This is a genomic window from Streptomyces sp. NPDC002870 (assembly GCF_042888505.1).
GTDB lineage: Bacteria > Actinomycetota > Actinomycetes > Streptomycetales > Streptomycetaceae > Streptomyces.
Genome location: NZ_JBIAPW010000028.1, coordinates 69979 through 92058 on the forward strand (window position 1 = coordinate 69979; position 22080 = coordinate 92058).

At 67.9% G+C, this 22080-nt stretch carries 21 protein-coding genes; 14 read left to right on the top strand and 7 right to left on the bottom strand.

Features of this window, described 5'->3' with window-relative positions; genetic code table 11:
* Positions 1 to 91 precede the first annotated feature (91 nt).
* Positions 92 to 979, bottom strand: a complete 888-nt coding sequence (locus ACFYWY_RS28075; RefSeq protein WP_389190822.1) for a class I SAM-dependent methyltransferase — start codon at positions 977 to 979, stop codon at positions 92 to 94.
* A gap of 308 nt (positions 980 to 1287) precedes the next feature.
* Between ACFYWY_RS28075 and ACFYWY_RS28080 the strand changes: the two genes are divergently transcribed.
* Together ACFYWY_RS28080 and ACFYWY_RS28085 are read left to right on the top strand one after the other, a co-directional pair.
* Positions 1288 to 2496 carry a glycosyltransferase gene (locus ACFYWY_RS28080; protein WP_389190824.1) on the top strand — a complete coding sequence of 403 codons (1209 nt, stop codon included), beginning with the start codon at positions 1288 to 1290 and terminating at the stop codon, positions 2494 to 2496.
* On the top strand, positions 2493 to 3470 hold the full coding sequence (locus ACFYWY_RS28085; protein ID WP_389190826.1) for an NAD-dependent epimerase/dehydratase family protein: 978 nt from the start codon (positions 2493 to 2495) through the stop codon (positions 3468 to 3470). The genes ACFYWY_RS28080 and ACFYWY_RS28085 overlap by 4 nt, the downstream gene beginning before the upstream one ends.
* Before the next feature lie 43 nt (positions 3471 to 3513).
* On the opposite strand, the gene ACFYWY_RS28090 is transcribed toward ACFYWY_RS28085, so the two are convergent.
* On the bottom strand, positions 3514 to 4548 hold the full coding sequence (locus ACFYWY_RS28090; protein WP_389190828.1) for an MraY family glycosyltransferase: 1035 nt from the start codon (positions 4546 to 4548) through the stop codon (positions 3514 to 3516).
* The gene (locus tag ACFYWY_RS28095) at positions 4536 to 5606 is read right to left on the bottom strand and encodes an NAD-dependent epimerase/dehydratase family protein (protein WP_389190830.1); all 1071 of its coding nucleotides are present in this window, start codon (positions 5604 to 5606) and stop codon (positions 4536 to 4538) included. Before ACFYWY_RS28095 ends, ACFYWY_RS28090 begins: the two co-directional genes overlap by 13 nt.
* A 254-nt stretch (positions 5607 to 5860) precedes the next feature.
* On the opposite strand from ACFYWY_RS28095, the gene ACFYWY_RS28100 reads away from it, so the two are divergent.
* From ACFYWY_RS28100 to ACFYWY_RS28110, 3 genes are all read left to right on the top strand, one after another.
* On the top strand, positions 5861 to 7129 hold the full coding sequence (locus ACFYWY_RS28100; protein WP_389190832.1) for a nucleotide sugar dehydrogenase: 1269 nt from the start codon (positions 5861 to 5863) through the stop codon (positions 7127 to 7129).
* 125 nt (positions 7130 to 7254) lie between these two features.
* On the top strand, positions 7255 to 8754 hold the full coding sequence (locus tag ACFYWY_RS28105) for a polysaccharide biosynthesis tyrosine autokinase (RefSeq protein ID WP_389190834.1): 1500 nt from the start codon (positions 7255 to 7257) through the stop codon (positions 8752 to 8754).
* 103 nt (positions 8755 to 8857) lie between these two features.
* Complete coding sequence (locus ACFYWY_RS28110) at positions 8858 to 9694, top strand: glutaminyl-peptide cyclotransferase (RefSeq protein WP_389190836.1); 837 nt, start codon at positions 8858 to 8860, stop codon at positions 9692 to 9694.
* Between the two features lies 1 nt (position 9695).
* Here the strand turns inward: ACFYWY_RS28110 and ACFYWY_RS28115 are convergent, their stop codons facing one another.
* Positions 9696 to 10757 carry an NAD(P)H-dependent flavin oxidoreductase gene (locus ACFYWY_RS28115; RefSeq protein WP_389190838.1) on the bottom strand — a complete coding sequence of 354 codons (1062 nt, stop codon included), beginning with the start codon at positions 10755 to 10757 and terminating at the stop codon, positions 9696 to 9698.
* The gene (locus ACFYWY_RS28120; RefSeq protein WP_389190840.1) at positions 10754 to 11368 is read right to left on the bottom strand and encodes a flavodoxin family protein; all 615 of its coding nucleotides are present in this window, start codon (positions 11366 to 11368) and stop codon (positions 10754 to 10756) included. The genes ACFYWY_RS28115 and ACFYWY_RS28120 overlap by 4 nt, the downstream gene beginning before the upstream one ends.
* Positions 11369 to 11489: 121 nt before the next feature.
* Between ACFYWY_RS28120 and ACFYWY_RS28125 the strand changes: the two genes are divergently transcribed.
* Positions 11490 to 12092: a TetR/AcrR family transcriptional regulator gene (locus tag ACFYWY_RS28125; RefSeq protein WP_389190842.1), complete on the top strand. Its 603-nt coding sequence runs from the start codon at positions 11490 to 11492 to the stop codon at positions 12090 to 12092.
* A gap of 31 nt (positions 12093 to 12123) precedes the next feature.
* Here ACFYWY_RS28125 and ACFYWY_RS28130 read toward each other — a convergent pair whose 3' ends face one another.
* The gene (locus tag ACFYWY_RS28130) at positions 12124 to 13215 is read right to left on the bottom strand and encodes a sugar ABC transporter substrate-binding protein (RefSeq protein WP_389190844.1); all 1092 of its coding nucleotides are present in this window, start codon (positions 13213 to 13215) and stop codon (positions 12124 to 12126) included.
* A 284-nt stretch (positions 13216 to 13499) separates the two neighbouring features.
* On the opposite strand from ACFYWY_RS28130, the gene ACFYWY_RS28135 reads away from it, so the two are divergent.
* The 6 genes from ACFYWY_RS28135 (at position 13500) to pstS (ending at position 20104) form a co-directional block, all read left to right on the top strand.
* The gene (locus ACFYWY_RS28135; protein WP_389190846.1) at positions 13500 to 14429 is read left to right on the top strand and encodes a metal ABC transporter solute-binding protein, Zn/Mn family; all 930 of its coding nucleotides are present in this window, start codon (positions 13500 to 13502) and stop codon (positions 14427 to 14429) included.
* Positions 14429 to 15319 carry a metal ABC transporter ATP-binding protein gene (locus ACFYWY_RS28140; RefSeq protein WP_389190848.1) on the top strand — a complete coding sequence of 297 codons (891 nt, stop codon included), beginning with the start codon at positions 14429 to 14431 and terminating at the stop codon, positions 15317 to 15319. Before ACFYWY_RS28135 ends, ACFYWY_RS28140 begins: the two co-directional genes overlap by 1 nt.
* An 8-nt stretch (positions 15320 to 15327) precedes the next feature.
* Complete coding sequence (locus ACFYWY_RS28145; protein ID WP_389190850.1) at positions 15328 to 16245, top strand: metal ABC transporter permease; 918 nt, start codon at positions 15328 to 15330, stop codon at positions 16243 to 16245.
* A 47-nt stretch (positions 16246 to 16292) separates the two neighbouring features.
* Complete coding sequence (locus ACFYWY_RS28150) at positions 16293 to 16604, top strand: DUF1490 family protein (RefSeq protein WP_389190852.1); 312 nt, start codon at positions 16293 to 16295, stop codon at positions 16602 to 16604.
* 2 nt (positions 16605 to 16606) lie between these two features.
* On the top strand, positions 16607 to 18790 hold the full coding sequence (locus tag ACFYWY_RS28155) for a heavy metal translocating P-type ATPase (RefSeq protein ID WP_389190854.1): 2184 nt from the start codon (positions 16607 to 16609) through the stop codon (positions 18788 to 18790).
* A 195-nt stretch (positions 18791 to 18985) separates the two neighbouring features.
* Positions 18986 to 20104, top strand: coding sequence for a phosphate ABC transporter substrate-binding protein PstS (gene pstS, locus ACFYWY_RS28160; RefSeq protein ID WP_389190856.1), 1119 nt, complete (start codon positions 18986 to 18988; stop codon positions 20102 to 20104).
* Positions 20105 to 20170: 66 nt separating this feature from the next.
* On the opposite strand, the gene ACFYWY_RS28165 is transcribed toward pstS, so the two are convergent.
* On the bottom strand, positions 20171 to 20545 hold the full coding sequence (locus ACFYWY_RS28165) for an ArsR/SmtB family transcription factor (RefSeq protein ID WP_389190858.1): 375 nt from the start codon (positions 20543 to 20545) through the stop codon (positions 20171 to 20173).
* A gap of 169 nt (positions 20546 to 20714) precedes the next feature.
* On the opposite strand from ACFYWY_RS28165, the gene ACFYWY_RS28170 reads away from it, so the two are divergent.
* Together ACFYWY_RS28170 and ACFYWY_RS28175 are read left to right on the top strand one after the other, a co-directional pair.
* Positions 20715 to 21500, top strand: a complete 786-nt coding sequence (locus ACFYWY_RS28170) for a DUF72 domain-containing protein (protein WP_389190860.1) — start codon at positions 20715 to 20717, stop codon at positions 21498 to 21500.
* 186 nt (positions 21501 to 21686) lie between these two features.
* On the top strand, positions 21687 to 22007 hold the full coding sequence (locus ACFYWY_RS28175; RefSeq protein WP_389190862.1) for a GYD domain-containing protein: 321 nt from the start codon (positions 21687 to 21689) through the stop codon (positions 22005 to 22007).
* Positions 22008 to 22080: the final 73 nt, after the last annotated feature.

The window sequence follows — 22080 nt, forward strand, 5'->3', positions numbered from 1 at the left end:
GGCCGGCCGCCGCCCGTCTGCTGACGTCGGCGGCGCCGGCCGGGCCCGGCAGCACAGAAGGGACCGCGGGCACCTCAGCTCGTAACGCTGGTCAGGCCACCGCCGTCGCGCTGCGAGCCGCGGGTGAAGTCTGCGGGGTGTCCTGGTCGGCGAACGATGCAAAGACGTACTCGTTGCAGCCCAGCCCCCCTCCGCAGGTCTTGAGATGACGCAGTTCCAGCCCATGGCGCCGGCCCAGGCGGAACACGTCTTCCGGAGCGGCGACTTCGAAGGGATAGCCTCCGACCCAGTCGATGAAGTCGTACCGGGCGGACATGCCGCGAGCCCGTCGGCCCTGGCCTCCGGCAGGGCGTCGCCCCTTCCCCGCCAGCTTCAACAAGGCGACCGCGCTTCGAGGAGCCGTCAGATACATCCGGCTGCCGGCGACCAGCAAGCCCCGCATCACCGGGCCGGAGGTGTTGTAGGTGCGCTTGACGTGCGTCCACGCGCGGCTGCGCAGGCCCTGATCGTTATAGATCGACACATACAGCAGCCCGCCAGGGGCAACCAGTCGGCAGGCGGTGTCCAATGCCTCCCACAGGGCGCCCGTGTGGTGCAGCACTCCCCAGGAGTAGACGATGTCGAACTGTCCGAGGCGGGAGATCAGTGAGGAATCCAGCACCGAACCGTGCTCCACCCGCCAGTCGCTGTCGGGCGCGTACCGGTCACGCAGCTGCCTGGTGGTCTCCACGGCGTCGGGGTCGTAGTCGAAGGAGTGTACCTTCGCACCGAGTTGGGTTGCGGCCAGCGAGAACAGCCCGCTGCCGCAGCCGATGTCCAAGAACGAACGCCCGGCAAGGTCGCCGGTACCCAAAGCCGCAACGAGGGAATCCCGAGCGGCGGCGATACGGTCCTCGTCGACCAGCCTGCTGAACTTCTGCCAGTTGCGGCCGAAGGCGAAGCGCTTGCCTTGCTCCACCTCGCTGGTGCAGTCGATCACCTCATGGTCTCCTTCATCCTGGGAGCATGTACCGCGGACGACACACGAAGCCGTCACGGGAACAGCTCTTTGGCCACGCGAAGTGATCGCCCGAACAGGAAACGTGCGTACTGACGCGGGTATATCAGACGCCGGCCGAGAAGGGCGTCGACGTTGCGGTGATGGACACGAGAATCGACCGAATACCGGGCTCTCGGCGATCCATCCATGGCCTCTCGAAATATTTCCGAGAGGGTTGTCCAAAGCAGCGGACACATACTTCGCGCCCTTGACAGATACCGGAGTGTGTTCGGCTTAATATCTGGCACATGTCGACCGCCACGTACCGAACCACGGGTTTCGGCATCCCACGCCTGCGCGTGATGAGAGTCATCACCAGAATGAACATCGGTGGTCCGGCTGTCCAGGTCTCGGCCCTCATGCGGGGGCTGGATCCCGAGCGATTCGACCATCGCCTTATTTCCGGACTTGTGGGTTCGGGTGAGGCGGACTATCTGGATCAGCGGGCACCCGACCTGCCGGTCCATCGGCTCGAAGGGCTGGGACGGGCTGTGCGGCCCACGGATGATGTGCGCTGCCTGCTCGAACTGGCGGCAGCCATGCGCCGATTCCGGCCCCATATCGTCCACACGCACACAGCGAAAGCGGGCGCACTGGGGCGGGCGGCTGCCGTGCTGGCGCGGGTCCCCTCAAGGGTGCACACTTTTCACGGCCATCTCCTGCATGGCTATTTCTCCCCGGCGAAGACTCGCGTCGTGGTGCAGACCGAACGCAGGCTTGCAGCCCTCACCGATCGGTTGGTTGCCGTGGGCAGCCGAGTGCGGGACGACCTCGTCGCCGCCAGCATCGGAAAGGCCGGCCAATACACGGTCGTGCCGCCCGGCACGACGCTTGCAATCGCACCGGAGCCCGCCGCCGCCCGGCGACAGCTCGGACTCCCGCAGGACTGTCCTGTGGTTGCCTATGTGGGACGAATTACCGGAATCAAACGCCCCGACCGCTTTCTCGCCGTGGCACGCGAAGTGCGCCGTACCGTGCCCGCAGCGCATTTCGTGGTGTGTGGATCGGGCGACTTCCAACCGGATCCGGAGGCGGTCACCGATCTCGGTGACTCGCTCCACCTGCTGGGCTGGCGCGCAGACGTGGAGACGGTGTACGCGGCGGCCGACCTGGTGTTGCTGACCTCGGACAACGAAGGCATGCCCGTCAGTCTGATCGAGGCCGGCCTGGCGGGGCTGCCTACGGTGGCCACAGACGTCGGCAGCGTCGCGGAGGTCGTACAAGACGGAACGACGGGGCTCCTGGCAGGCCTGTCGTCCGGTGAACTCGCTCGCCACACGGTGACTCTTCTGCGCGACGGGGAACTGCGCCAGGAGATGGGTGCACGAGCGCGTACGTTCACCACCCAGCGCTTCGGCGAGGAACGTCTGGTGGCCGACACGCAGGCTCTCTACACCTCCATCGCCGTCGCCCGCGGATGGTGGACCGCATCCCGTTCGAAAGGTGAGCACTGTTGAACGTCCTTGTTACCGGAGGCGCCGGCTTCATCGGCGCCAACCTTTGCCAAGAGCTTGCGTCGCGTCCGAATGTGGGCAAGGTCATCGCTCTCGACGACCTGAGCACAGGTTCTGCGGCCAACCTGGCGGGAGTCGACGCGCAGCTGATCGAGGGCAGCATTCTCGACCCCGACCTCCTCGACAGCGTCGTTGCCAAGGTGGATGCAGTCGTCCACCTCGCAGCCCGCCCGTCTGTGCCGCGCTCTCTGACGGACCCGATCGCCAGTCATAACGTCAACGCGACCGGGACGGTGTACGTCCTCGAGGCATGCCGACGCAGAAGCGTCTCGGTGGTGGCCGCCTCGTCCTCCTCGGTCTACGGTGCCGTTCCCGTGCTTCCGAAACACGAGGACCTGCCGACCCAGCCCCTGAGCCCCTACGCCGCGAGCAAACTCGCCACCGAGTCCTATGTCCTTGCCTACGGTGCGTCGTTCGACCTGCGGGTTCTGGCGTTCCGGTTCTTCAACGTCTACGGGCCGTTGCAGTCGGCCGGCCATGCCTACGCCGCCGTGATCCCGGCCTTCATCGACGCTCTGCTGCGCGGCACACCCATGAGGATTTTCGGCGACGGACTGCAGACGCGGGACTTCACCTATGTCGGAACCGTCGTCAGGGTGCTGGCCGATGCGGTCCTGCGTAAGGTCACGTACCCCGGTCCGGTGAACCTGGCCTTTGGTACGCGGGTGCCTCTCATCGACCTGGCCCAGCAGCTCGCGGAAGTCGTCGGAGCTCCGGCCGAGATCCAGCACGAGGCGGCGAGGGCGGGCGACGTCCGCCACTCCCAGGCCGCGGACGGTCTGCTGCGCGGGCTCTTCCCCGATATCGCGCAAGTGCCGCTGCAGACCGGACTGGCTGAGACAGTGCGCTGGTTCCGTACCCTGCCCGAGTATGCGGAGCGGCCGCCGTCTGCGCCGCGCACGGTGGAAGTGGGCTGACGGCAGAGCTGAGGGGAGTCACGGCGCGTCGCCGCGGCTCCCCTCAGCTCTGTCCGTCCCCGCTTACGGCGTACACCGGGACTCTGAGCAGCAGGCCCCAGGCCACGACGGTCACCGTGACAACCGTGATCAGCACCGCGCTCTGCGGGACGACCTTGAACATGACGAGCACAGCCGTCAGGCACGTCATGGCTGCGAAGCCCCCGATGACGACGGTTACCTGCCGGACGGTCAGTCCGAGCCGCCGGAGCCGGTGGGCGATGTGATCCCTGCCGCCCTGCAGCACAGGCCTGCCCTCCCTGCGTCGCGCGACCATGACCAGGCCGGTGTCGGCGGTGACGACCAACGTGATGAGAAACAGACTGGTGTACCCGGAAAGGGCGGCGTTGTCCCTGTGCAGAACCACAGTGGCGGACGACACCAGGAAGCCCACGAAGAGTGAGCCCGCGTCACCGAGGAAGATCCGCGCCGGATGCCAGTTGTGGAAGAGGAAGCCTGCGCAGGCCCCGGCCAGGGCCGCCATGACCGCTGCAGTGCCGACCAGACCGACGGAGAGAGCGGCGCAGCAGAGGAATCCCGCGGTGACCGCGGTGACCGTGGACACCACCCCGTCCATGTTGTCCAGCAAGTTGAACGCGTTGGTGGTGAAGAGGATCCACGCGACGGCGAGTACCACGTCGAGCCAGGTACCGAAGAGCACGGGATGGCCGCACCACAGAACCACCACCAGGGCAGCTGCCGCCTCGATGCAGAGACGAGAACGGATGCTGAGCGGACGCAGGTCGTCGGTGAGACCGAGAACGGCGATGAGCGCAGCGCACGCGAGTACGACGCCGACCGTGGTGTCGTACTCCGTCGCGGCGATCGTCGCCGCACCCGCGGCGGCCAGGGTGGCGATCGCGACCGCGATACCGCCGAGATAAGGCGTGGGACGGACATGGACTCTGCGTGCGTTCGGCTGGTCGGTGTATCCGCGCCGCAGGGCCAGCCGCCGCAGCGGTTCGGTCAGCAGGGCGGCGATGAAGAGAGCTCCCAGCCCTGCGACCGCCGACACCAGCCACGGACTCAGACCGGACATGGACCCGCCAGCACGGTCTGACCGGTGGAGTCGCCGGTCTCCCCCTTGGTCTGGCCGTCAGCGACACGCTCGAGAACCTGCCGCGCAGCCTCACTCCGGGCATCGGCGACGGCGTCCGCAAGCACGTCGTCGAGGTTCCGCCTGGGCTGCCAGCCGGTGAAGGCCCTCAGTTTCGTGGTGTCGGGGACGCGGCGCTCCATGTCCTCGAACCCCGGTCCGTAGGCCTCGCAATAGGAGAGGTGACGCACGGACGAAGTGCTCTCGGCGCAGGCGATGATCCGCTCCGCCAGATCCAGAATGCTGATCTCCTCGTCGCTTCCGATGTTGAAGGTCTCACCGACGGCATCCGGAAGGTCGATCAGCGACAGGAGCGCGTCGACCACATCCGCGACATGGAGGAAGCAGCGGCTCTGCTGCCCGGTGCCGTAGACGGTGAGGGGTTCTCCCCGGACCGACTGACCGGCGAATCTCGGGATGACCATGCCGTAGGCGGGGCTCTGCCGAGGGCCGACGGTGTTGAAGAACCGCACGACGGTGGAACGCAGTCCGTACTCCCGGCGGTACAGCTCGGCGAGGATCTCGTCGACCGCCTTGGCGGTGCTGTAGGACCACCGTGGGACAGAGGGACTGCCCAGGATGCGGTCGGAGGTCTCGCTCAGCGGTCCGGAGGAGTTCTTGCCGTAGATCTCCGATGTGCTGGCGAGGATTACTCTTCTTCCATGGCGGTGAGCGGAGCCGATGACGGTTTCTGTGCCTTTGGTGTTGATGGTGAAGGAATTCAGCGGCTGTTCGACGATGAGTTTCACGCCTACGGCCGCCGCCAGGTGCACTACGAAATCGCAGTCACGCACCAACTCGTCGACGAGCGCCGCGTCCAGCACGGAGCCCTGGACAAATTGGAAGTTATCCTGCCCGCGTGCACTTTCAAGGTTCTCCGGGCGTCCAGTGCTGAGGTCATCGAGTGCGACGACCGGCTCACCACGTGCCAGCAGCGCATCGACGAGATGGGAGCCGATGAAGCCGGCTCCTCCAGTGACCAGGTACTTCGGACGTTCCATCACGCCGTCACTCCATTTTGCCGGTGGGGCGTTGCCGGGGTATGTGCGCCGACGACGCAGGGCAACGATAGCCAGGGATAACGCAAATAGAATGAATGGAATCCTGCAATTAGCCCATTCGTGCCCCCTTGACGGCTGACATGGCTCCATTCGCCCTACGAGTGTCACTCAAGAGATGGACGGGAAGCCGCGTCGAGCGAGTGCCAGGCATATTCCTCCGAAACATTCTGCTTGGCAAGCAGAGAGGAGTCACCGTGTCGGTGGCAACAAAGAAGGTGGTCGTAGTCGGCCAGGGGTACGTGGGCCTTCCACTCGCTGTTCGGGTGGCGGAAGCCGGGCACAACGTCGTGGGTCTCGATGTGGACGAGATGCGAATCAAGCGTCTTGCCGCCGGTGAGTCGTTCGCAGAGGACGTGACGTCCTTTCGCCTACTGGCAGCCCTCAATTCTGGCCGCTACGCCCTGAGCACCGATTACGCCGATGCCGCGGGCTTCGACGTCTGCGTCATCACCGTGCCCACTCCTTTGAAGGACGGAGTCCCCGACCTGAGTTTCGTGGAGGCCGCCGCGCAGGCAGTCGCCCAGCAACTCCGGCCCAACGCCACGGTGATCCTCGAGTCCACCACGTATCCGTGCACGACCGAGCACGTGGTCTGCCCGATCCTGGAGGCCGGCAGTGGGCTCCTGGCGGGCAAGGACTTCTTCCTCGGATACAGCCCGGAGCGAATCGACCCGGGAAACCCGACCTGGCGGCTTGAGAACACCCCCAAGGTCGTCTCCGGTCTGAACGACATCTCCCTGCGGCATGTCGAGCAGTTCTACGACGACGTCGTGGACCGTACCGTCCCGGTGAGCTCACCGCGCACGGCCGAGCTGACCAAGCTCCTGGAGAACACGTTCCGCCATGTCAACATCGCCCTCGTCAACGAGCTTGCGATGTTCTGCAAACCACTCGGCATCGACATCTGGGAAGTGATCGACGCGGCGGCGACCAAGCCCTTCGGCTTCATGCGCTTTCTGCCCGGGCCCGGCGTCGGAGGGCACTGCCTGCCCATTGATCCCTCCTATCTCTCGTGGCAGGTCAAGCAGACGCTTCGGCACGACTTCCGCTTCGTGACACTGGCCAACGACATCAACAGCCATATGCCCGACCATGTGGTGCTGCGCGTTGCCAGAGGGCTCAATGCCCGCCGCAAGCCCGTCAACGGCAGCCAGATCCTGGTCCTCGGGCTCGCCTACAAGAGGAATGCCGGCGACATCCGGGAATCGCCTGCCGTTGCCGTGGCTCTGGGACTTCGGCAATTGGGCGCTCACGTCCTGGCGGTGGAACCGCATGTCGACGCTCTTCGGCTGCCCGGGGACATCCTGTGCGTCGAACTCACAGAGGAACAGGTCGCGTCAGCCGATGCCGTGGTCATTGCCACTGACCACGACGTCTTCGACTACGCAATGGTGGAGAAGGTCGCCGACTACGTGTTCGACGCCTGCAATCGCTGCAGCGCGGAGACTGTTGAGCGCCTCTGATTGCGACGCGGGACGCCCATGCACTCCGTTGGGGTACGAAAAGGTGAGTATGCATGCCATGCGCCCTGAATCCCTCAGCGCGGTCCTAGGGTGACCGTTCACTCACTCACTTGCTCCGATCGGGGATGACCTTGGATCTGCGCGACTACCTTCGAGTCCTTTCCCGCCGGTGGCGGGTCATCGCCATTGTGGCTTTTCTGGGGACGGCGGCAGGCGTCCTGGCAAGTGTCCTCGCCACTCCTGAATACCGGGCAACGACCACGCTGTTCGCTTCCCTCCAGAGTGGCGCCGACACGTCCCAGCTCAATCAGGGGAACGCGTTCACCCAGGCGAGAGTCCAGTCCTACGCCGACGTGGCGGCCAGCCCGCAGGTGACCGTGCCGGTCGTGAAATCCCTCCGGCTCGACATGACGCCGACGGAGCTGGCTGAGCGGATCTCGGCCGAGGCACCGCTCAATACCGTGCTGGTCCGGCTGACCGTCACGGACACCCGTGCGGAACGAGCGGCCCGGATCAGCAACGCGGTGGCTGCTCGCTTCGCCCACATGATCAGGGAGCTTGAGCGCCCTGAGAAGAAGAAGTCCGTGTCTCCGGTGCGGCTCACCGTCACCCAGCCTGCCACCGTGCCGACCGCGCCTTCGTACCCGAACACCGTTCTCAATGCCACGCTCGGTCTGGCGGTGGGCCTGGCTCTCGGGCTGGGGCTGGGCGTCGCACTGGAGACAGTGGACACGTCGATGCGTGATTCCAAAGCCCTCGCAGAGTGCCTTGCAGGGGCCGGCGGACCTCCCGTGCTTTCAAGCATCGTGCAGGACCCGCGAGCCGCGAGGCAGCCGGTCTGCCTGCGCGACGACACGCACGGCCCTCGCGCGGAGGGCTTCCGGAAGCTTCGCGTCAATCTGCAGTTCGCGGAAGTGGACCAGCGGCCGAAGGTCATCGCCGTCACCAGCCCGCTGCCCCGTGAGGGCAAGAGCAGCGTGTCGGTCAATCTCGCCGCCACCCTGGCCGAAGAGGGGGCAAGGGTATGCCTGATCGACTGCGACCTGCGCCGCCCTTCGATCGCTCCAGCCCTCGGCCTGGTCAGGGACGCCGGGCTCACCACGGCTCTGGTGGGCCAGGCCGAACTGCATGAGGTACTGCAGTCGGCCGGGTCCTTCTCCGTACTCACCAGTGGGATGATTCCCCCCAACCCGACCCAGCTCCTGGGAAGCACCCACTTCGCCGCCTTGCTGCACACTCTTGCCGAGCAGTTCGACCATCTCGTGGTGGACACCCCTCCGGTGCTCCCCTTCGCCGACACCCCGGCAATGGCACCCTCCATCGACGGCTACTTGCTCGTGGCGCGCGCCGGGCGGACAAGCCGGAGCCAGCTCGTCGACTCCTTGCGCATCCTCGAACGCGTCAATGTCCCTGTGCTGGGGGCCGTCATGAACGGCGCTCCGGCCCGAGGGGAGGGCGAAGCGTACGGCTATGCGTACAAGTACCGGCCGAAGCGGGGCGCGAAGGCCCGGATCACCGCCCTGGTGTCGTCGCGCCTGATGGCGGTTGTTCCCAGCCGGGGATCGGCTGCCAAGGGGCACGGGGCGCCGGTGCCCGTGCCGCTGCCGGCCAAGTCGCGATCGTAGAACCTGGTGGCACCGGCCAGTGGGGTTCATCGGCGCGCTGCGACGAACGTCCGCTCCGGCGGGGCAGAGTCGTGCCTGCCGGCCACTGTGGAAGTGTGAACTCATGCGTCTTGCGCTGGTGCTCCCTGTCGCGGTCGTGGCCCTGGCCGGTGGGATGCTCGTCCATTCCTGTGAGACGAGTGGCGGAGCGGGGAACCGCGGCCCGGGCCCACATGGGCGGGCCGCGGCAGGGGTCGGGGGCGAGGTCGAGCAACTGAGGGTCGAAGTAGTCGAGATCCTGCCCCACGACCCGAAGGCCTTCACCCAGGGCCTGGAGATGACCGGCGGCACGCTGTACGAGAGCACAGGCCTGGTCGGACAGTCCTCGGTCCGGGCGGGGCCGCTGGGCAAATCTCCCGCGGTCCGCGCCGATCTGCCCTCGCCACTGTTCGGCGAGGGAATCACCGTCATGGGGGCCACTCTGTGGCAACTCACCTGGCAGAACGGCATCGCGGTCGAAAGGGACGCAAGGACCCTGGCCGAGCTGCGCCGGGTCCCCTACCGGGACGAGGGCTGGGGAGTGTGCCACCAGCGGCATCGCGACCGGCTGGTGACGAGCAACGGATCCTCCCGGCTCACTTTCCGGGACCCCGGAACACTCGCGAAGACGGGGGATGTCGCCGTCACCGCCCATGGGGAACCCGTGGGGCGGCTGAACGAGCTGGAATGCGTCGGCGACACCGTGTACGCCAACGTCTGGCCTGCCGACCGCATTGTGCGTATCGACGCCAACACCGGCAGGGTGACCGGAGACATCGACGCTCCGGCCCTGCTCAGCGCGGCCGAGAAGAGCCGGGCGCACGTCTTGAACGGTATTGCGGCCGTTCCCGGGACCGATCAGTTCCTGCTCACCGGCAAGTCGTGGCCCAAGATGTTCCGGGTCGCCTTCGTCCCCAGGTGACTCAGCGGCCCTCCACCAGCGAGGCCAGGTACTCCCCCGCACCGAGGGATTCGTGCGTCATCGCCGCCGCCTGACCGGCCCACAGGTTGACGTACTCCGCCCTCCCCTGGGCGCCGGCCGCGCGGCGGATCGGCTGCATAAGAGCGTTCTGCACGGGGTACGGGGGCACCTCGTCCTCGTAGGCGGCCATGTCGCGGACGAATTTGTTCAGGATCCCGCGCGCGGTCCGGCCCGAGAAGAGCCGGGTGAGCACCGTCCTTCGCGCTTCGGGCCCGCTCAGGGCCTGCTTGTGGACGGCACTCGCCCCCGATTCCCTGGTCGCCAGGAATCCGGTGCCTATCTGCACGGCGTCGGCGCCCAGGGCGAGCGCGGCGGCGATACCTCGCCGGTCGGCGATACCACCGGCTGCGACGACGGGTACCGACACCGCGTCGGCCACCTGCGGCACCAGCGAGAACGTCCCGACCAGGGACTCCCTCACGGGCCGCAGGAACGCACCCCGGTGGCCCCCGGCGTCGCTGCCGGATGCCACGACCGCGTCGATCCCGGCCGACTCCAGAGCGACAGCCTCGTCCACCGTGGTCGCCGTGCCGATCAGCACGATGCCACGGGCCCGTGCCTCGTCGATCACGCGCTGGGGCGGAATACCCATCACGAAGCTGATGGCAGAAGGATCCGCCGCCAGCAGGACGTCCACTTGATCGTCGAAGTCCGGACGGTCCGAGACGTCCTCGGCCGATGGTGCGGTGAGGCCGAGTTCGTCGTAGTACGGGCGCAGCCGCTGTGTGTGCCTGGCCAGCTCGGCGGCGTCCGGCCGCAACTGCGCCTCCCCTTCCAGCGGCACCCAGAGGTTCACGGCGAACGGCCGGTCCGTAGCCGCCTTCAGCTCCGCGACCAGGTCCGTGATCGCGTCCGGCGACAGGATGTGTGCGCCGTACGAACCCAGGCCACCGCCTTCGGATACCGCCGCCGCCAGTGCGACGGAGGACAGACCGCCTCCGAACGGCCCCTGCACGACGGGGTGTTCGATGCCCAGCAGATCACCGAGCCGTCCGGCGCTCATGCCGTCACCGCCAGGGAAGCGGCCGCACGGCCGTGGACGAACTGCAGCGCCGTCCGCGCGACCCGCTGCCCCAGATGCCGGGCGGTGCGCAGGTCCGAATCGCCGGGCGCCTGCTCGGCACTGAGGTCCGAGGCGGACTGCGCCATGGCGCCCACGAAACCACCCAGCCGGTTGAGGTCCTCGGTGCTGCCGGTCGAGGTGTAGAGCCAGCCGGGAAGCAGCCCGAGGGACACCCAGTTCATGCCGTGCTGCGCGGCCAGGACGGCCATCGAGAGCAGCGCGTTGTCCTTGTTGCCGTTCAGGCCCGCCGAGTTGGTGAATCCGGCAGCCAGCTTGCCCTGCCAGCCCTGTTCCGCCCAGACCCGGCCGCTGGCCTCTGCGAACTGCTGGAAGACGGCCGACGTACTGCCCAGGTAGGTCGGCGAGCCGAAGATGATCGCCTCGGCGGACTCCAGCGCCTCCCAGAGCTCCGTGTCCAGCGTGGCGACGTCCCGCAGATCGGCCCGCGCCCCGGGCACCGAGTCGACGCCCGCGGCGACTGCGGCGGCCTGACGTGCCGTATGCCCGTAGCCGCTGTGATGGGCGATGACGACAGAGATCGGTACGGACATGGCAGTCCTCCAGAATCGTCGGCGGGCCGTTTCCCCGCCGCTGCCCACGACACTAGACAACCGGTCAACTAAAAGCTACCACAGATCGGGGGAATAGTTGACCGGGCGTATACTCGCCGCCATGGGACGCACGAGCACCGCACGCGAACGCCTCCTCGACGCCACCGGTGAGCTGATGCAGAGCCGCGGCTACGGCAACCTCGGCGTCGCCGAGATCTGCGCCAGGGCCGACGTGAAGAAGGGCAGCTTCTACCACTTCTTCGAGTCGAAGCAGGCTCTCACCGTGGAAGTGGTCAACGCGTACTGGCACGGTCAGCGCGGTTGCTGGACCGCCGAGCTGGACGGAAGCGACCCGGCTCTGACCCGGCTCCAGCGCCTCCTGGCCGCGATGACGACGGCCCAGCGGCACATGAAAGAGACGTCCGGAACCGTCGACGGCTGCCTGCTGGGCAACCTCGCCCTGGAGCTCAGCACTCAGGAGCCCGACGTCCGGGCCCGCCTGGAGGAGATCTTCGACGAGCAGATCGACCTCGTCGCCGCGATGCTCGAGGACGCCGCGGCCGAAGGCAGCGTCCCCCGGGACCGCGCCACCGCGGCCACGGCGCGCGCGGTGGTGGCCCAGCTCGAAGGAATGGTCCTGTTCGCCAAGCTCAAGAACGACCCGACTGTCCTGGACAGCCTGTGGCCGCACACCCTGCTGCTGCTAGGTGCCGGTCGTTCGTAGCGGCTTGCGGGCCCTGCTCCGGGCGCGGGCCCTACTTCAGTCCGAGGTCGTCGCAGGCGGCCTTGTACTTGGGGGTGCAGATCTCCTGGACGGTGTAGACGCCGTCCAGGATGACGGTGTCCTTGATGTTGTCCTTGGTCAGCGAGATGACCGGGACCAGCACGGAGGGGATGCGCGTGTCGGTCGGACTGTCGACGTCCGCCTGGGCCATGGAGTTGAGTGACATGCCCCTGGCGAGCAGGATGGCCATCTCGGCCGCGGCGTTGGCCTCCGGGGCGTACGGCTTGTAGACGCTCATGAACTGCTCGCCGGCGACGATGCGCTGCACGGCGGCGAGCTCGGCGTCCTGGCCGGTGATCGGTGGGAGCGGGGAGACGCCGGCGGCCTTCAGGGCGGTGATGATGCCGCCCGCCATGCCGTCATTGGCGGAATAGACCCCGATGATCTTGTCCTTGCCGAGGGCCGAGATCGCGGCCTCCATGTTGGCGTTGGCGTTCTCCGGCTTCCACTCCTTGGTGTCGTACTCCTTGCCGATGTTCACCTTGCCGTTGAGCTCGGCGTGCGCGCCCTTCTTGAACTGCGCGGCGTTCGGGTCGGTGATCGCGCCGTTCATCATCACGATCTCGCCCGACTTGGCGTTGGAGCCCAGCGCCTGCAGCAGCGCTGTGCCCTGGACGTGGCCGACCTCTTCGTTGTCGAACGAGGTGTAGGCGTCGATCGGGCCCTCGGCGAGACGGTCGAAGGCGACGACCGGGATGCCCGCGTCCTTGGCCTTCTTGACCGAGTCGGCGATGGACTTGGAGTCGACCGCGTCCACGATCAGGACGTCGACCTTGTCCGAGATCATGGTTTCCACCTGCTGCGTCTGCAGAGTGGCGTCCTGCTTCGCATTGGCGTAGAGGACCTTGCCCTTGCCGTTCGTCAGCTGCGCGACCTTCTCCTCGATGACCGGCTTGTCGAACTTCTCGTAGCGGGCAGCCTGGTTCTCCGGAAGGAGCAGACCGACAGTGATGTCGTCGCTCGTCTTCACGCCCGAGCCCTGAGCACTGACACAGGAAGCGAGCGTGGCGGCCGTCGCAGAAGCAGCGACAGCAACGGCGGCGAGACGCAAATGTGCGTTCATCGGTGGAAATCAACCTCCCTGACTGGCCACGTAGTTGTGGCCGAGGTGGCTGGAAGTCAACTCTGCCCCGACAAAAGCGTCAAGAAGCACAATATTAACGAGATGGCAACGGGTCTTGTTTGCCGGTCAAACAATGGCGGTTCCGGCCGGCAGAGCGCTCTGAGAAGTGCCACGCGGCTCCAGTGGATGGCGTGAAGCGATGGGGCGATACTTCAAGTGATAACCGTTTCGCTTTCGCTTCGGTTGGGAGGACGCCTATGCGGATGCCCTCAGCCCGTACGCGAATGCCCCCAGCGCGCGGCCCGGCCTTCCTCATCGGTGTCGCCCTGGCGTTGACCTGTGGCTGCGGCAGCTTCTCGGACGCCAGTTCCCGCGACGGCTCGCGGAGCGCGACCGCGTCGGCCGCCATCCCGGTCGTTGCCTCGAGCGACGTATACGGCGACATCGTCGAACAGATCGGCGCCGACAAGGTCAAGGTCGTCTCGATCATCAGCGACCCGGCGCAGGACCCCCACTCGTACGAGGCCAGTACGCGCAACCAGCTGGAGCTGTCCAGGGCGAAGGTCGTCGTCGAGAACGGCGGCGGCTATGACGACTTCGTGGGCAAGATGCTCCGCAGTGCGAAGAACTCCTCGGCCGACGTCATCAACGCCGTGGAGGTCTCGGGAAAGACCCCGGCAGCGGGCGGCGAATTCAACGAGCACGTCTGGTACGACTTCCCCACCGTGGGAAACCTGGCCGACCGGATCGCGGACGCCCTGGCCAAGGCCGCCCCGGCAGACGCCGACGTCTTCCGCCAGAACGCGAAGTCGTTCAAAGAGAGGCTGACGTCCCTCCAGGACACGGAAGAACAGATCAAGGCGGATCACGCGGGCGCCGCGGTGGCGGTCACCGAGCCAGTGCCGCTGTATCTCATCGAGGCGAGCGGGCTGCGCAACCGTACGCCCGCGGACTTCAGCGAAGCCGTCGAGGAGGGTGACGACGTCTCTGCGAGGAGCCTGCAGCAGACGCTTGAGCTGTTCACCGGCAGGCAGGTCGAGGCACTTGTGTACAACGAGCAGACCTCCAGCCCTCAGACGGAGAAGGTCGGGCAGGCGGCCGAGGACAGCGGGATCCCGATCGTCCCGGTCACCGAGACGCTTCCCCAGGGCGAGGACTACATCAGCTGGATGACAGCCAACGTCGATGCACTCAAGAGCGCCATGGGCACGTAATGGACCGCACGGAGGCCGAGGCCGTCGCACCGCTCTCCCACCCCGGCGAAGCCGCCCGCGGGAGCGCGGTCCATGGCGACCCGGTGATCAGTATGCGGGGCGCCGCACTGGCTTATGGCGACCGTGTGCTCTGGTGCGACCTGGACCTCGATGTGCGGCCCGGGGAGTTCCTCGCGGTGCTGGGCCCGAACGGATCGGGCAAGACCAGCCTGCTACGAGTGCTCCTTGGCCGGCAGCAGCTCACCGCGGGGTCGCTTACGGTCCTCGGCCGGGCTCCCCGGCGCGGCAGCAGCCACATCGGATACGTACCCCAAACGAAGTCCCTGCCCGCAGACACGATGCTGCGCGCCCGCGACCTGGTGCAGCTCGGTATGGACGGGCATCGCTGGGGACTGTCGCTCGCCCCCCGCGCGAGCCGCCGCCGGGTGGACGACATCCTGGCTTCGGTCGGAGCGACGCCCTACGCGGATGTTCCCGTCGGCAGGCTCTCCGGCGGCGAGCAGCAGCGCGTCCGCATCGCGCAGGCGCTCGCCACCGACCCGCGGATCCTCCTCTGCGACGAGCCCCTGCTCTCCCTCGACCTGCAGCACCAGCGCACGGTCACCACGCTGGTGGACCGGCGGCGCAGCTCCGCCGACACGGCCGTCGTCTTCGTGACGCATGAGATCAACCCCGTCCTGGGGCTGGTGGACCGGGTCCTGTATCTGGCCCAGGGCGGATTCCGGATCGGGCCGCCGGACGAGGTGATGACCTCGTCCAGCCTGTCGCAGCTGTACGGGACGCAGGTCGATGTCGTCCGTGTCAGGGGTCGCATCGTCGTCGTCGGGGCGCCCGACGATGCCACTGTGCACAACCATGGGAACGGGCCGGACGGGGGCGGGCGGTCGTGATCCGGCGCGTGCCACTCACCGACGGCGGGGACGACACCGGTATCTGGCAGCAGATCTTCAATTTCGACAACTACGGCGAGCTGCTCGGCCTGGTCCAGAACTCCCTTGTGGCCGGGGCTCTGCTGGGTCTGGCCGGCGGCCTGGTCGGGGTATTCGTGATCATGCGCGATCTGCCGTTCGCCGTGCACGGGATCAGTGAGCTGTCGTTCGCCGGCGCCTCTGCCGCGCTGCTGCTGGGGCTGAACATCGTGGCCGGGTCCATCGCAGGATCGCTGCTCGCGGCAGGAGCCATCGGTGTACTGGGCGTCCGCGCCCGCGACCGCAACTCCGTCATCGGCATCATCATGCCGTTCGGACTCGGACTGGGCGTGCTCTTCCTGTCCCTCTACAAGGGGCGAGCGGCGAACAAGTTCGGCATTCTGACCGGCCAGATCATCGCCGTCGACACCCCGCAGATGTCATGGCTGGTCGGCACGTCCGCAGTGGTGCTCGTCGCTCTCGCGGTCATCTGGAAGCCGCTGACCTTCGCCAGCGTCGATCCGGAGGTGGCCGAGGCCCGGGGCGTACCCGTCCGTGTGCTGTCCCTGGCATTCATGCTGGTCCTCGGCCTCGCGGTTGCTCTCTGCGTACAGATCGTCGGAGCGTTGCTGGTGCTCGCGCTCCTTGTCACCCCGGCGGCCGCCGCCGCGCGGATCACGGCCTCCCCCGTGCTGCTGCCCGTGCTGAGCGTCGTCTTCGCGCTCGTCTCGATGGAGGGAGGGATTCTGCTCGCCCTCGGCAGCACCATCCCCATCAGCCCGTACGTCACGACGATCTCGTTCGTGATCTACCTCGGCTGCCGCCTGGCGAGCACGCGGCGGGCAGGCCGGGCGCCCCAGGCCTCCGGCCTCGGTTCGACCAGGCGCGCCGTACGGGCGCACTCTTGAAAGAGAGGTCCGTCGAGCCCGATCAGTGCAGACGGAAGGAGCCCTTCATGCATCCCGTCGCTCTCGCCGGTGCCGCAGCCGGCCGTCTCGCTCACTACGTAGTCTCCGGGGTGGTGGGCGGCCTGATCATCCGAGGGGTCTCCAAGCGCCTTCCCGAGGCCAAACCGGCCGCCCGCAAGGCGCTCGTCGGGGGTATCGCGAACGGCATCGTCGCCGGGCGGTGGGTCGCCTCGGCCGCTGAAGAGGCCCGGCTCAAGGCTGCGGACATGCTCGCGGAGGCCCGGACCACACTCGGCGAGGAGGCGCCGCCGCCCTCGGCGGTCAGCGTCGAGAACCACGATCACGGACACGAGCACTGATCATGGCCGGTGTGGTCGTCTGCTCCGTCGCCGCAGGCAGGGCCCGCCTGACCGTCCCCTGGATAAGGGCCCGCCCCGGCAGCGCCGGACTGGTCGACGAGCGCCTGACCGGCGTCGCCGGGTTCCGTGCACTGCGGATCTTCCCGCGCACCGGAAGCGTGGTGATCTGGGTGGCGCCGGACCGCCTGGACGTCGACCGGCTGGTCGCCGCGCTCGAAGAAGCCCCGCCCGCGTCCGCGCCCGCCAAGGCCACCCGGTCCGCACCCGACTCCTCCACCGGCGAGGTCGCACGGCTCGTGGTCGGCGGCGCGGTCCTCGCCCTCGTGGCGCTGCGCCGCCTGCTGCGCCGGCCCCGGATCACCGTCGGATCCTCAGGCTTCCTCGGTGCGGTCACCCTCTTCACCGGTCTGCCCTTCTTCCGCGGCGCGCTGCGCTCGCTGCGCGGCCGAAGTTCTCCCGGGACGGACACCCTGGTCACCGCGGCGACCGTCATCTCACTGGTACTGCGCGAGAACGTCGTGGCCCTGACCGTGCTGTGGCTGCTGAACATCGGCGAGTTCCTCCAGACACTGACGCTGCGCCGCACCAGGCGCGCCATCGAGGAGCTGCTCACCATCGGTGAGGAGCGCGTGTGGCTGGTGCGGGACGGCGTCGAGGTCGAGGTGGCGCTGGAGGACGTCGAGCCGGAAGACGTGGTCGCCGTGTACGAGCACCACCGGATCCCCGTAGACGGACACGTCGTCTCCGGCGATGCGCTGGTGGACCAGGCCGCGGTCACCGGCGAGGCCCTGCCCGTCTACGCCCGGGCCGGCGCCCACGTCTACGCCGGCACCATCGTCACCTCAGGCTCGCTCACGGTCCGGGCCACCTCGGTCGGACGGGACACCACCGTGGGCCGGATCATCAGCCGCGTCGAGGAGGCCCAGGCGGACCGGGCGCCGATCCAGACCGTCGCCACCCGCTTCACCCAGCGTTTCGTGCCGGTCTCCTTCGCCCTGGCCGCCCTGACGTACGCGTTCACCCGCGACGCGAGACGTGCGATGACCATGCTGCTGATCGCCTGCCCGTGCGCGGCCGGCCTGGCCACTCCGACCGCCATCAGCGCGGCCATCGGCAACGGAGCGCGCCGCGGCACCCTCATCAAGGGCGGCACCCATCTCGAGGGCGTCGGCCGGGTCACCGCCGTCGTCTTCGACAAGACCGGCACCCTCACCTTCGGGCGACCCCTGGTCACCAGCGTGGTCACCCTCAGCAACCGGTTCACCGCCGACGACGTGCTGAGCCTGGCCGCCTCCGGCGAGCTGCACGCCAGGCATCCGCTCGCGCAGGCCATCGTCGCCCGCACCGAGGAGCAGCACCTGCACGTACCCATCCACCAGGCCTGCGAGGTCGTCCTCGGCATGGGCATGCGCGCCGAACTGGACGGCACCCGCCTGCTGGTCGGCAGCCCGGCCCTGCTGCGCCAGCACGGCGTCGAGCCGACCGAGGAGGCCCAGGGCTGGACCGAACGGCTGCGGAGCGGTGGCGAGACCGTCATTTGTCTGGCCCTCGACGAGGACCTGATCGGCATGCTCGGTGTGTCCGACGCCGTACGCGCCGGGGCCGGGACCGTCATCCAGCAGCTGAGGGACCTCGGTGTGTCCCGTCTGGTGCTGCTCACCGGCGACGCCCCGGAGACCGCGCAGGTCGTCGCCGACACGCTCGGCATCAGCGAGGTGCACGCACACGCCCTGCCGGAGGGCAAGCTCCAGCTGATCCGGGACCTGCAGGCCGAGGGGCACACGGTGGCGATGGTCGGCGACGGCACCAACGACGCCCCGGCCCTGGCCCTCGCCGACGTCGGGATCAGCATGGGCGAGCACTCCTCGCACGTGGCCCTGGAGACCGCCGACATCGCCCTCGCGGGCAACGACCTGCGACAGGTCGCGGCCGTCGTCGAACTCAGCCGTCACACGCTGCGGGTCGTACGGCAGAACTACGGCCTCGCCATCGGCGTCAACCTGATCGGCCTGCTCGCCGGCGCCGGAGGTTCCATGAACCCCGTCCTCGCCGCGCTGCTGCACAACACCAGCAGCATCGCGGTCGTCGGAAACTCGGCCCGGCTCGTCAACCACACCCCGCATCTGCCCCGGACGACGGACGAGGTGCTCCAGGCGGCTCCCATGGAGGACCGACGAGTGCGGTGACGCCTCTCGACGGCGCCGCCGCCGGTCGAGCACTCCGCGCTCACCCCGCATACGACGGCACGACGGCTGATGTTCGTACGGATGTCGCCCATGGACGCAGAACATCGCCGAGCATCTATGTTCCCGGGCGACACGAGATGCCCACCGGGCGTCCTCCTACCGCTTCGCCCAAGCGTGGTGTCCGAGGAGTACAAAGTGCAGCGTCGACGCACGAAGGGACGGATCCCGCTCGCCGCGGCGGCCGCGCTGACGAGCATGCTGCTGGCCGCCTGCGACTCCGGCGGCTCCCCCGTCGGTGACGCCTCGTCCGTCGACCCGGCCGCGGCCCGGATCGAGTGCGCCACGCAGGGTCAGGTGCCCGGCTCGGGGTCGACAGCCCAGCAGAACGCCATGGAGTACTGGATCGAGCAGTACCAACGCGCATGCGCAGGAGTGCAGATCAAGTACAACCCCCTGGGCTCGGGCGCCGGCGTGGCCCAGTTCCTCCGGGGGGCGACCGGTTTCGGCGGCTCGGACAGCGCGCTGAAACCCGAAGAGGTCCAGTGGTCGAAGGACGTCTGCCCGGGCGGCAGGGCCATCGACCTCCCGATGGTCGGCGGCCCTATCGCGATCGGCTACAACCTTCAGGGCGTGGACGATCTGGTGCTCGACGCCCCGACCCTGGCGAAGATCTTCGACACGCGGATCACCTCCTGGAACCACCCCGACATCCGGCGGCTGAACCCGGGTGCGGACCTGCCGTCGATCCCCGTTCACCCCGTGCACCGGTCGGACGACTCCGGCAGCACCCAGAATCTCAACGCCTACCTGGCCGGCGCCGCAGGCGATTTCTGGCCCCACCCGGTCAAGAAGTCCTGGCAGGGCAAGGGCGGGGAATCCGCGAGCGGATCCACCGGGGTCGCGTCGCAGGTGCAGACGCTCGACGGCTCGATCGGCTACTTCGAGCTGTCCTTCGCCGCTGCCAGCAAGATCAGTACGGTCAAGATCGACACGGGGGCCTCCCGGCCCGTCGCCCCGTCGCCGCAGACCGCCTCCGCCGGCATCGCCGAAGCCAAGATCGCAGGCACGGGCAAGGACCTGACCTTGAAGTTCGACTACGGAACCTCCGCCGACGGCGCGTATCCCATCGTCCAGGTCACCTACGAGATCGTGTGCGACACGGGAAACCAGGCAGAGACCCTTCCCGCCCTGAAGTCCTTCCTGGCCTATACCGCCGGCGAGGAAGGGCAGAAGGCCCTGCCCGAAATCCACTACGCCCCGCTGCCGGACTCGGTCGCGCGCCAAGTGCGTCAGGTCGTTCAGACGCTGTCCTGATCGTCGCCTGCCCGCGGGGAGGACGGCCGATGGTGTGGGCGCAGGCGGGGCCCGGCCCGGCCGCCGTCAGGTCAGCGCGCCGACAGGTGAGCGCAGGATGTTCTGCACCGCTTCCATTCCCTCGCGGTCGACGGAGTACCAGACCCAGGTGCCACGCTTCTCTCGCGTGAGCAGTCCGGCGTTGACCATGGTCTTCAGATGGTGACTGATGGTGGGCTGCCGCAGCCCGAGCTTCTCGGTCAGATTGCAGACGCAGGCCTCGCCGCCGGGCGCGGTCTGGATCAGACACAGCAGCTGCAACCGGGTGGGGTCGGCGATCGCTTTCAGCACGCGCGCGACGCGCGCGACCTGGTCCCGCTCCACCAGGGGGGCGGTCAGGGAAGGCACGCATCCGCCGGTGGGCTCCTCGCCCGATTCCGGGCCCGATGCGGAGACGGTCATCGCTGCAGCATACGAAGCGGATTCATCCGAATGTCTGAGCGAAGGCCACCGGTACAACCTTTTCGCCTGGAGTTCACCTTGCCCGGGACCCGGTCAGAGGGTCACCCTGGCCTGGGATATGCCCCGAAACATGGCAATAGTTTCTTTCCTCCTGGGCAGGGATTGGACCATGCCCATGCTCGTCGGCACCTCGGGATGGCAGTACAAGGACTGGCGCGGCGTCCTGTATCCGCCCAGGCAACCGCAGCGGCTGTGGCTGGAGGAGTACGCCCGGCACTTCGCCACTGTGGAGAACAACAACGCCTTCTACCGGCTCCCCACCACAGAGATCTTCGCCTCCTGGCGGGAGCGGACTCCTGAGGGGTTCGTCATGGCGGTCAAGGCCAGCCGCTATCTGACCCATATGAAGCGGCTGCGCGCCCCGGAGGAGCCCGTGCGCCGGCTGATGGATCGCACCGAGGGCCTGGGCGACCGGCTGGGGCCCGTCCTGCTGCAACTGCCTGGCCACTTCCGCGAGGACATCGATGCTCTGGACGCCTGCCTGAAGTGCTTTCCCGGCACGGTTCAGGTGGCCGTCGAATTCCGCCACACGTCGTGGTGGGAGGCGGAGCGAGAGCTCCGGGCGCTGCTGGAACGGCACGGCAGCGCCCTGTGCTGGGCGGATCGGGGGTCCCGCCCGGTGACGCCACTGTGGCGCACCGCGTCATGGGGGTACATGCGATTCCACGGCGGCATCTCCGAGCCGCCGCCGCGCTACGGCCGCCAGGCGCTGAAGTCCTGGGCCCGGCGTATCGCCGACGCCTGGCCGGACGAGAACGATGTGTTTGTGTACTTCAACAACGACCTCGGCGGTGCGGCACTGCTGGACGCCGCGAAGTTCGCCCGGGCAGCGGCCGCGTTGGGCCGGACGGTGAGCCGTACGCCTCCGTCCCTGACGGCGCGGTCCACCTCCTGAGCGGGCCACAGCAAGACCCCCCGTCGGGATGCAGTCGTGCCGGGGCAGCGCGACGATGGACGTACGGCCACACGGCGCTGCGAATCCGTCGCACATCGCGCGACGCCGGCACACTTCGACGACGTCCAAGCCGGTCTCCAGGCATACGGCTCCGGCTGACCGGTCGAACCTGAAAGGCGGAGACCGATGCCGAAATACCTCTTCAGGGTCAAGTTGACGGTGGACGGGCTGAAGGGCCTGCTCAAAGAAGGCGGTACCGCACGCCGTGAGGTCGTCGACCGCATGGTACAGAGCCTGGGCGGCCGGCTCGAATCAATGCACTGGGCATTCGGCGACGAGGACGTCTATGTCACGGTGGACCTGCCGAGCAACGCCTCCGCCGCGGCGATGGGTCTGGTCACGTCCGCGGCCGGTGGCGTTCACACAAGCACGGTCGTCCTGCTGACGCCCGAGGAAGTCGACGAGGCGGTCCGCCAGAAGGTCGACTACCGCGCACCTGGCGCCTGACGCGCCAACCCCGTTCAGGATCCCGCGGATCAGGCGGCCCTGCGTGTCGTGCTCGTAGCGACACGCAGGGCCG

Coding starts and splice junctions, on each gene's coding strand:
- ACFYWY_RS28120 (WP_389190840.1), bottom strand. CDS start 11,368: ATGTCCGTACCGATCTCTGTCGTCATCGCCCATCACAGCGGCTACGGG.
- ACFYWY_RS28090 (WP_389190828.1), bottom strand. CDS start 4,548: ATGTCCGGTCTGAGTCCGTGGCTGGTGTCGGCGGTCGCAGGGCTGGGA.
- ACFYWY_RS28165 (WP_389190858.1), bottom strand. CDS start 20,545: ATGACCGTCTCCGCATCGGGCCCGGAATCGGGCGAGGAGCCCACCGGC.
- ACFYWY_RS28095 (WP_389190830.1), bottom strand. CDS start 5,606: ATGGAACGTCCGAAGTACCTGGTCACTGGAGGAGCCGGCTTCATCGGC.
- ACFYWY_RS28155 (WP_389190854.1), top strand. CDS start 16,607: ATGGCCGGTGTGGTCGTCTGCTCCGTCGCCGCAGGCAGGGCCCGCCTG.
- ACFYWY_RS28175 (WP_389190862.1), top strand. CDS start 21,687: ATGCCGAAATACCTCTTCAGGGTCAAGTTGACGGTGGACGGGCTGAAG.
- ACFYWY_RS28125 (WP_389190842.1), top strand. CDS start 11,490: ATGGGACGCACGAGCACCGCACGCGAACGCCTCCTCGACGCCACCGGT.
- ACFYWY_RS28135 (WP_389190846.1), top strand. CDS start 13,500: ATGCCCCCAGCGCGCGGCCCGGCCTTCCTCATCGGTGTCGCCCTGGCG.
- ACFYWY_RS28130 (WP_389190844.1), bottom strand. CDS start 13,215: ATGAACGCACATTTGCGTCTCGCCGCCGTTGCTGTCGCTGCTTCTGCG.
- ACFYWY_RS28110 (WP_389190836.1), top strand. CDS start 8,858: ATGCGTCTTGCGCTGGTGCTCCCTGTCGCGGTCGTGGCCCTGGCCGGT.
- ACFYWY_RS28115 (WP_389190838.1), bottom strand. CDS start 10,757: ATGAGCGCCGGACGGCTCGGTGATCTGCTGGGCATCGAACACCCCGTC.
- ACFYWY_RS28105 (WP_389190834.1), top strand. CDS start 7,255: ATGACCTTGGATCTGCGCGACTACCTTCGAGTCCTTTCCCGCCGGTGG.
- ACFYWY_RS28150 (WP_389190852.1), top strand. CDS start 16,293: ATGCATCCCGTCGCTCTCGCCGGTGCCGCAGCCGGCCGTCTCGCTCAC.
- ACFYWY_RS28080 (WP_389190824.1), top strand. CDS start 1,288: ATGTCGACCGCCACGTACCGAACCACGGGTTTCGGCATCCCACGCCTG.
- ACFYWY_RS28170 (WP_389190860.1), top strand. CDS start 20,715: ATGCCCATGCTCGTCGGCACCTCGGGATGGCAGTACAAGGACTGGCGC.
- ACFYWY_RS28140 (WP_389190848.1), top strand. CDS start 14,429: ATGGACCGCACGGAGGCCGAGGCCGTCGCACCGCTCTCCCACCCCGGC.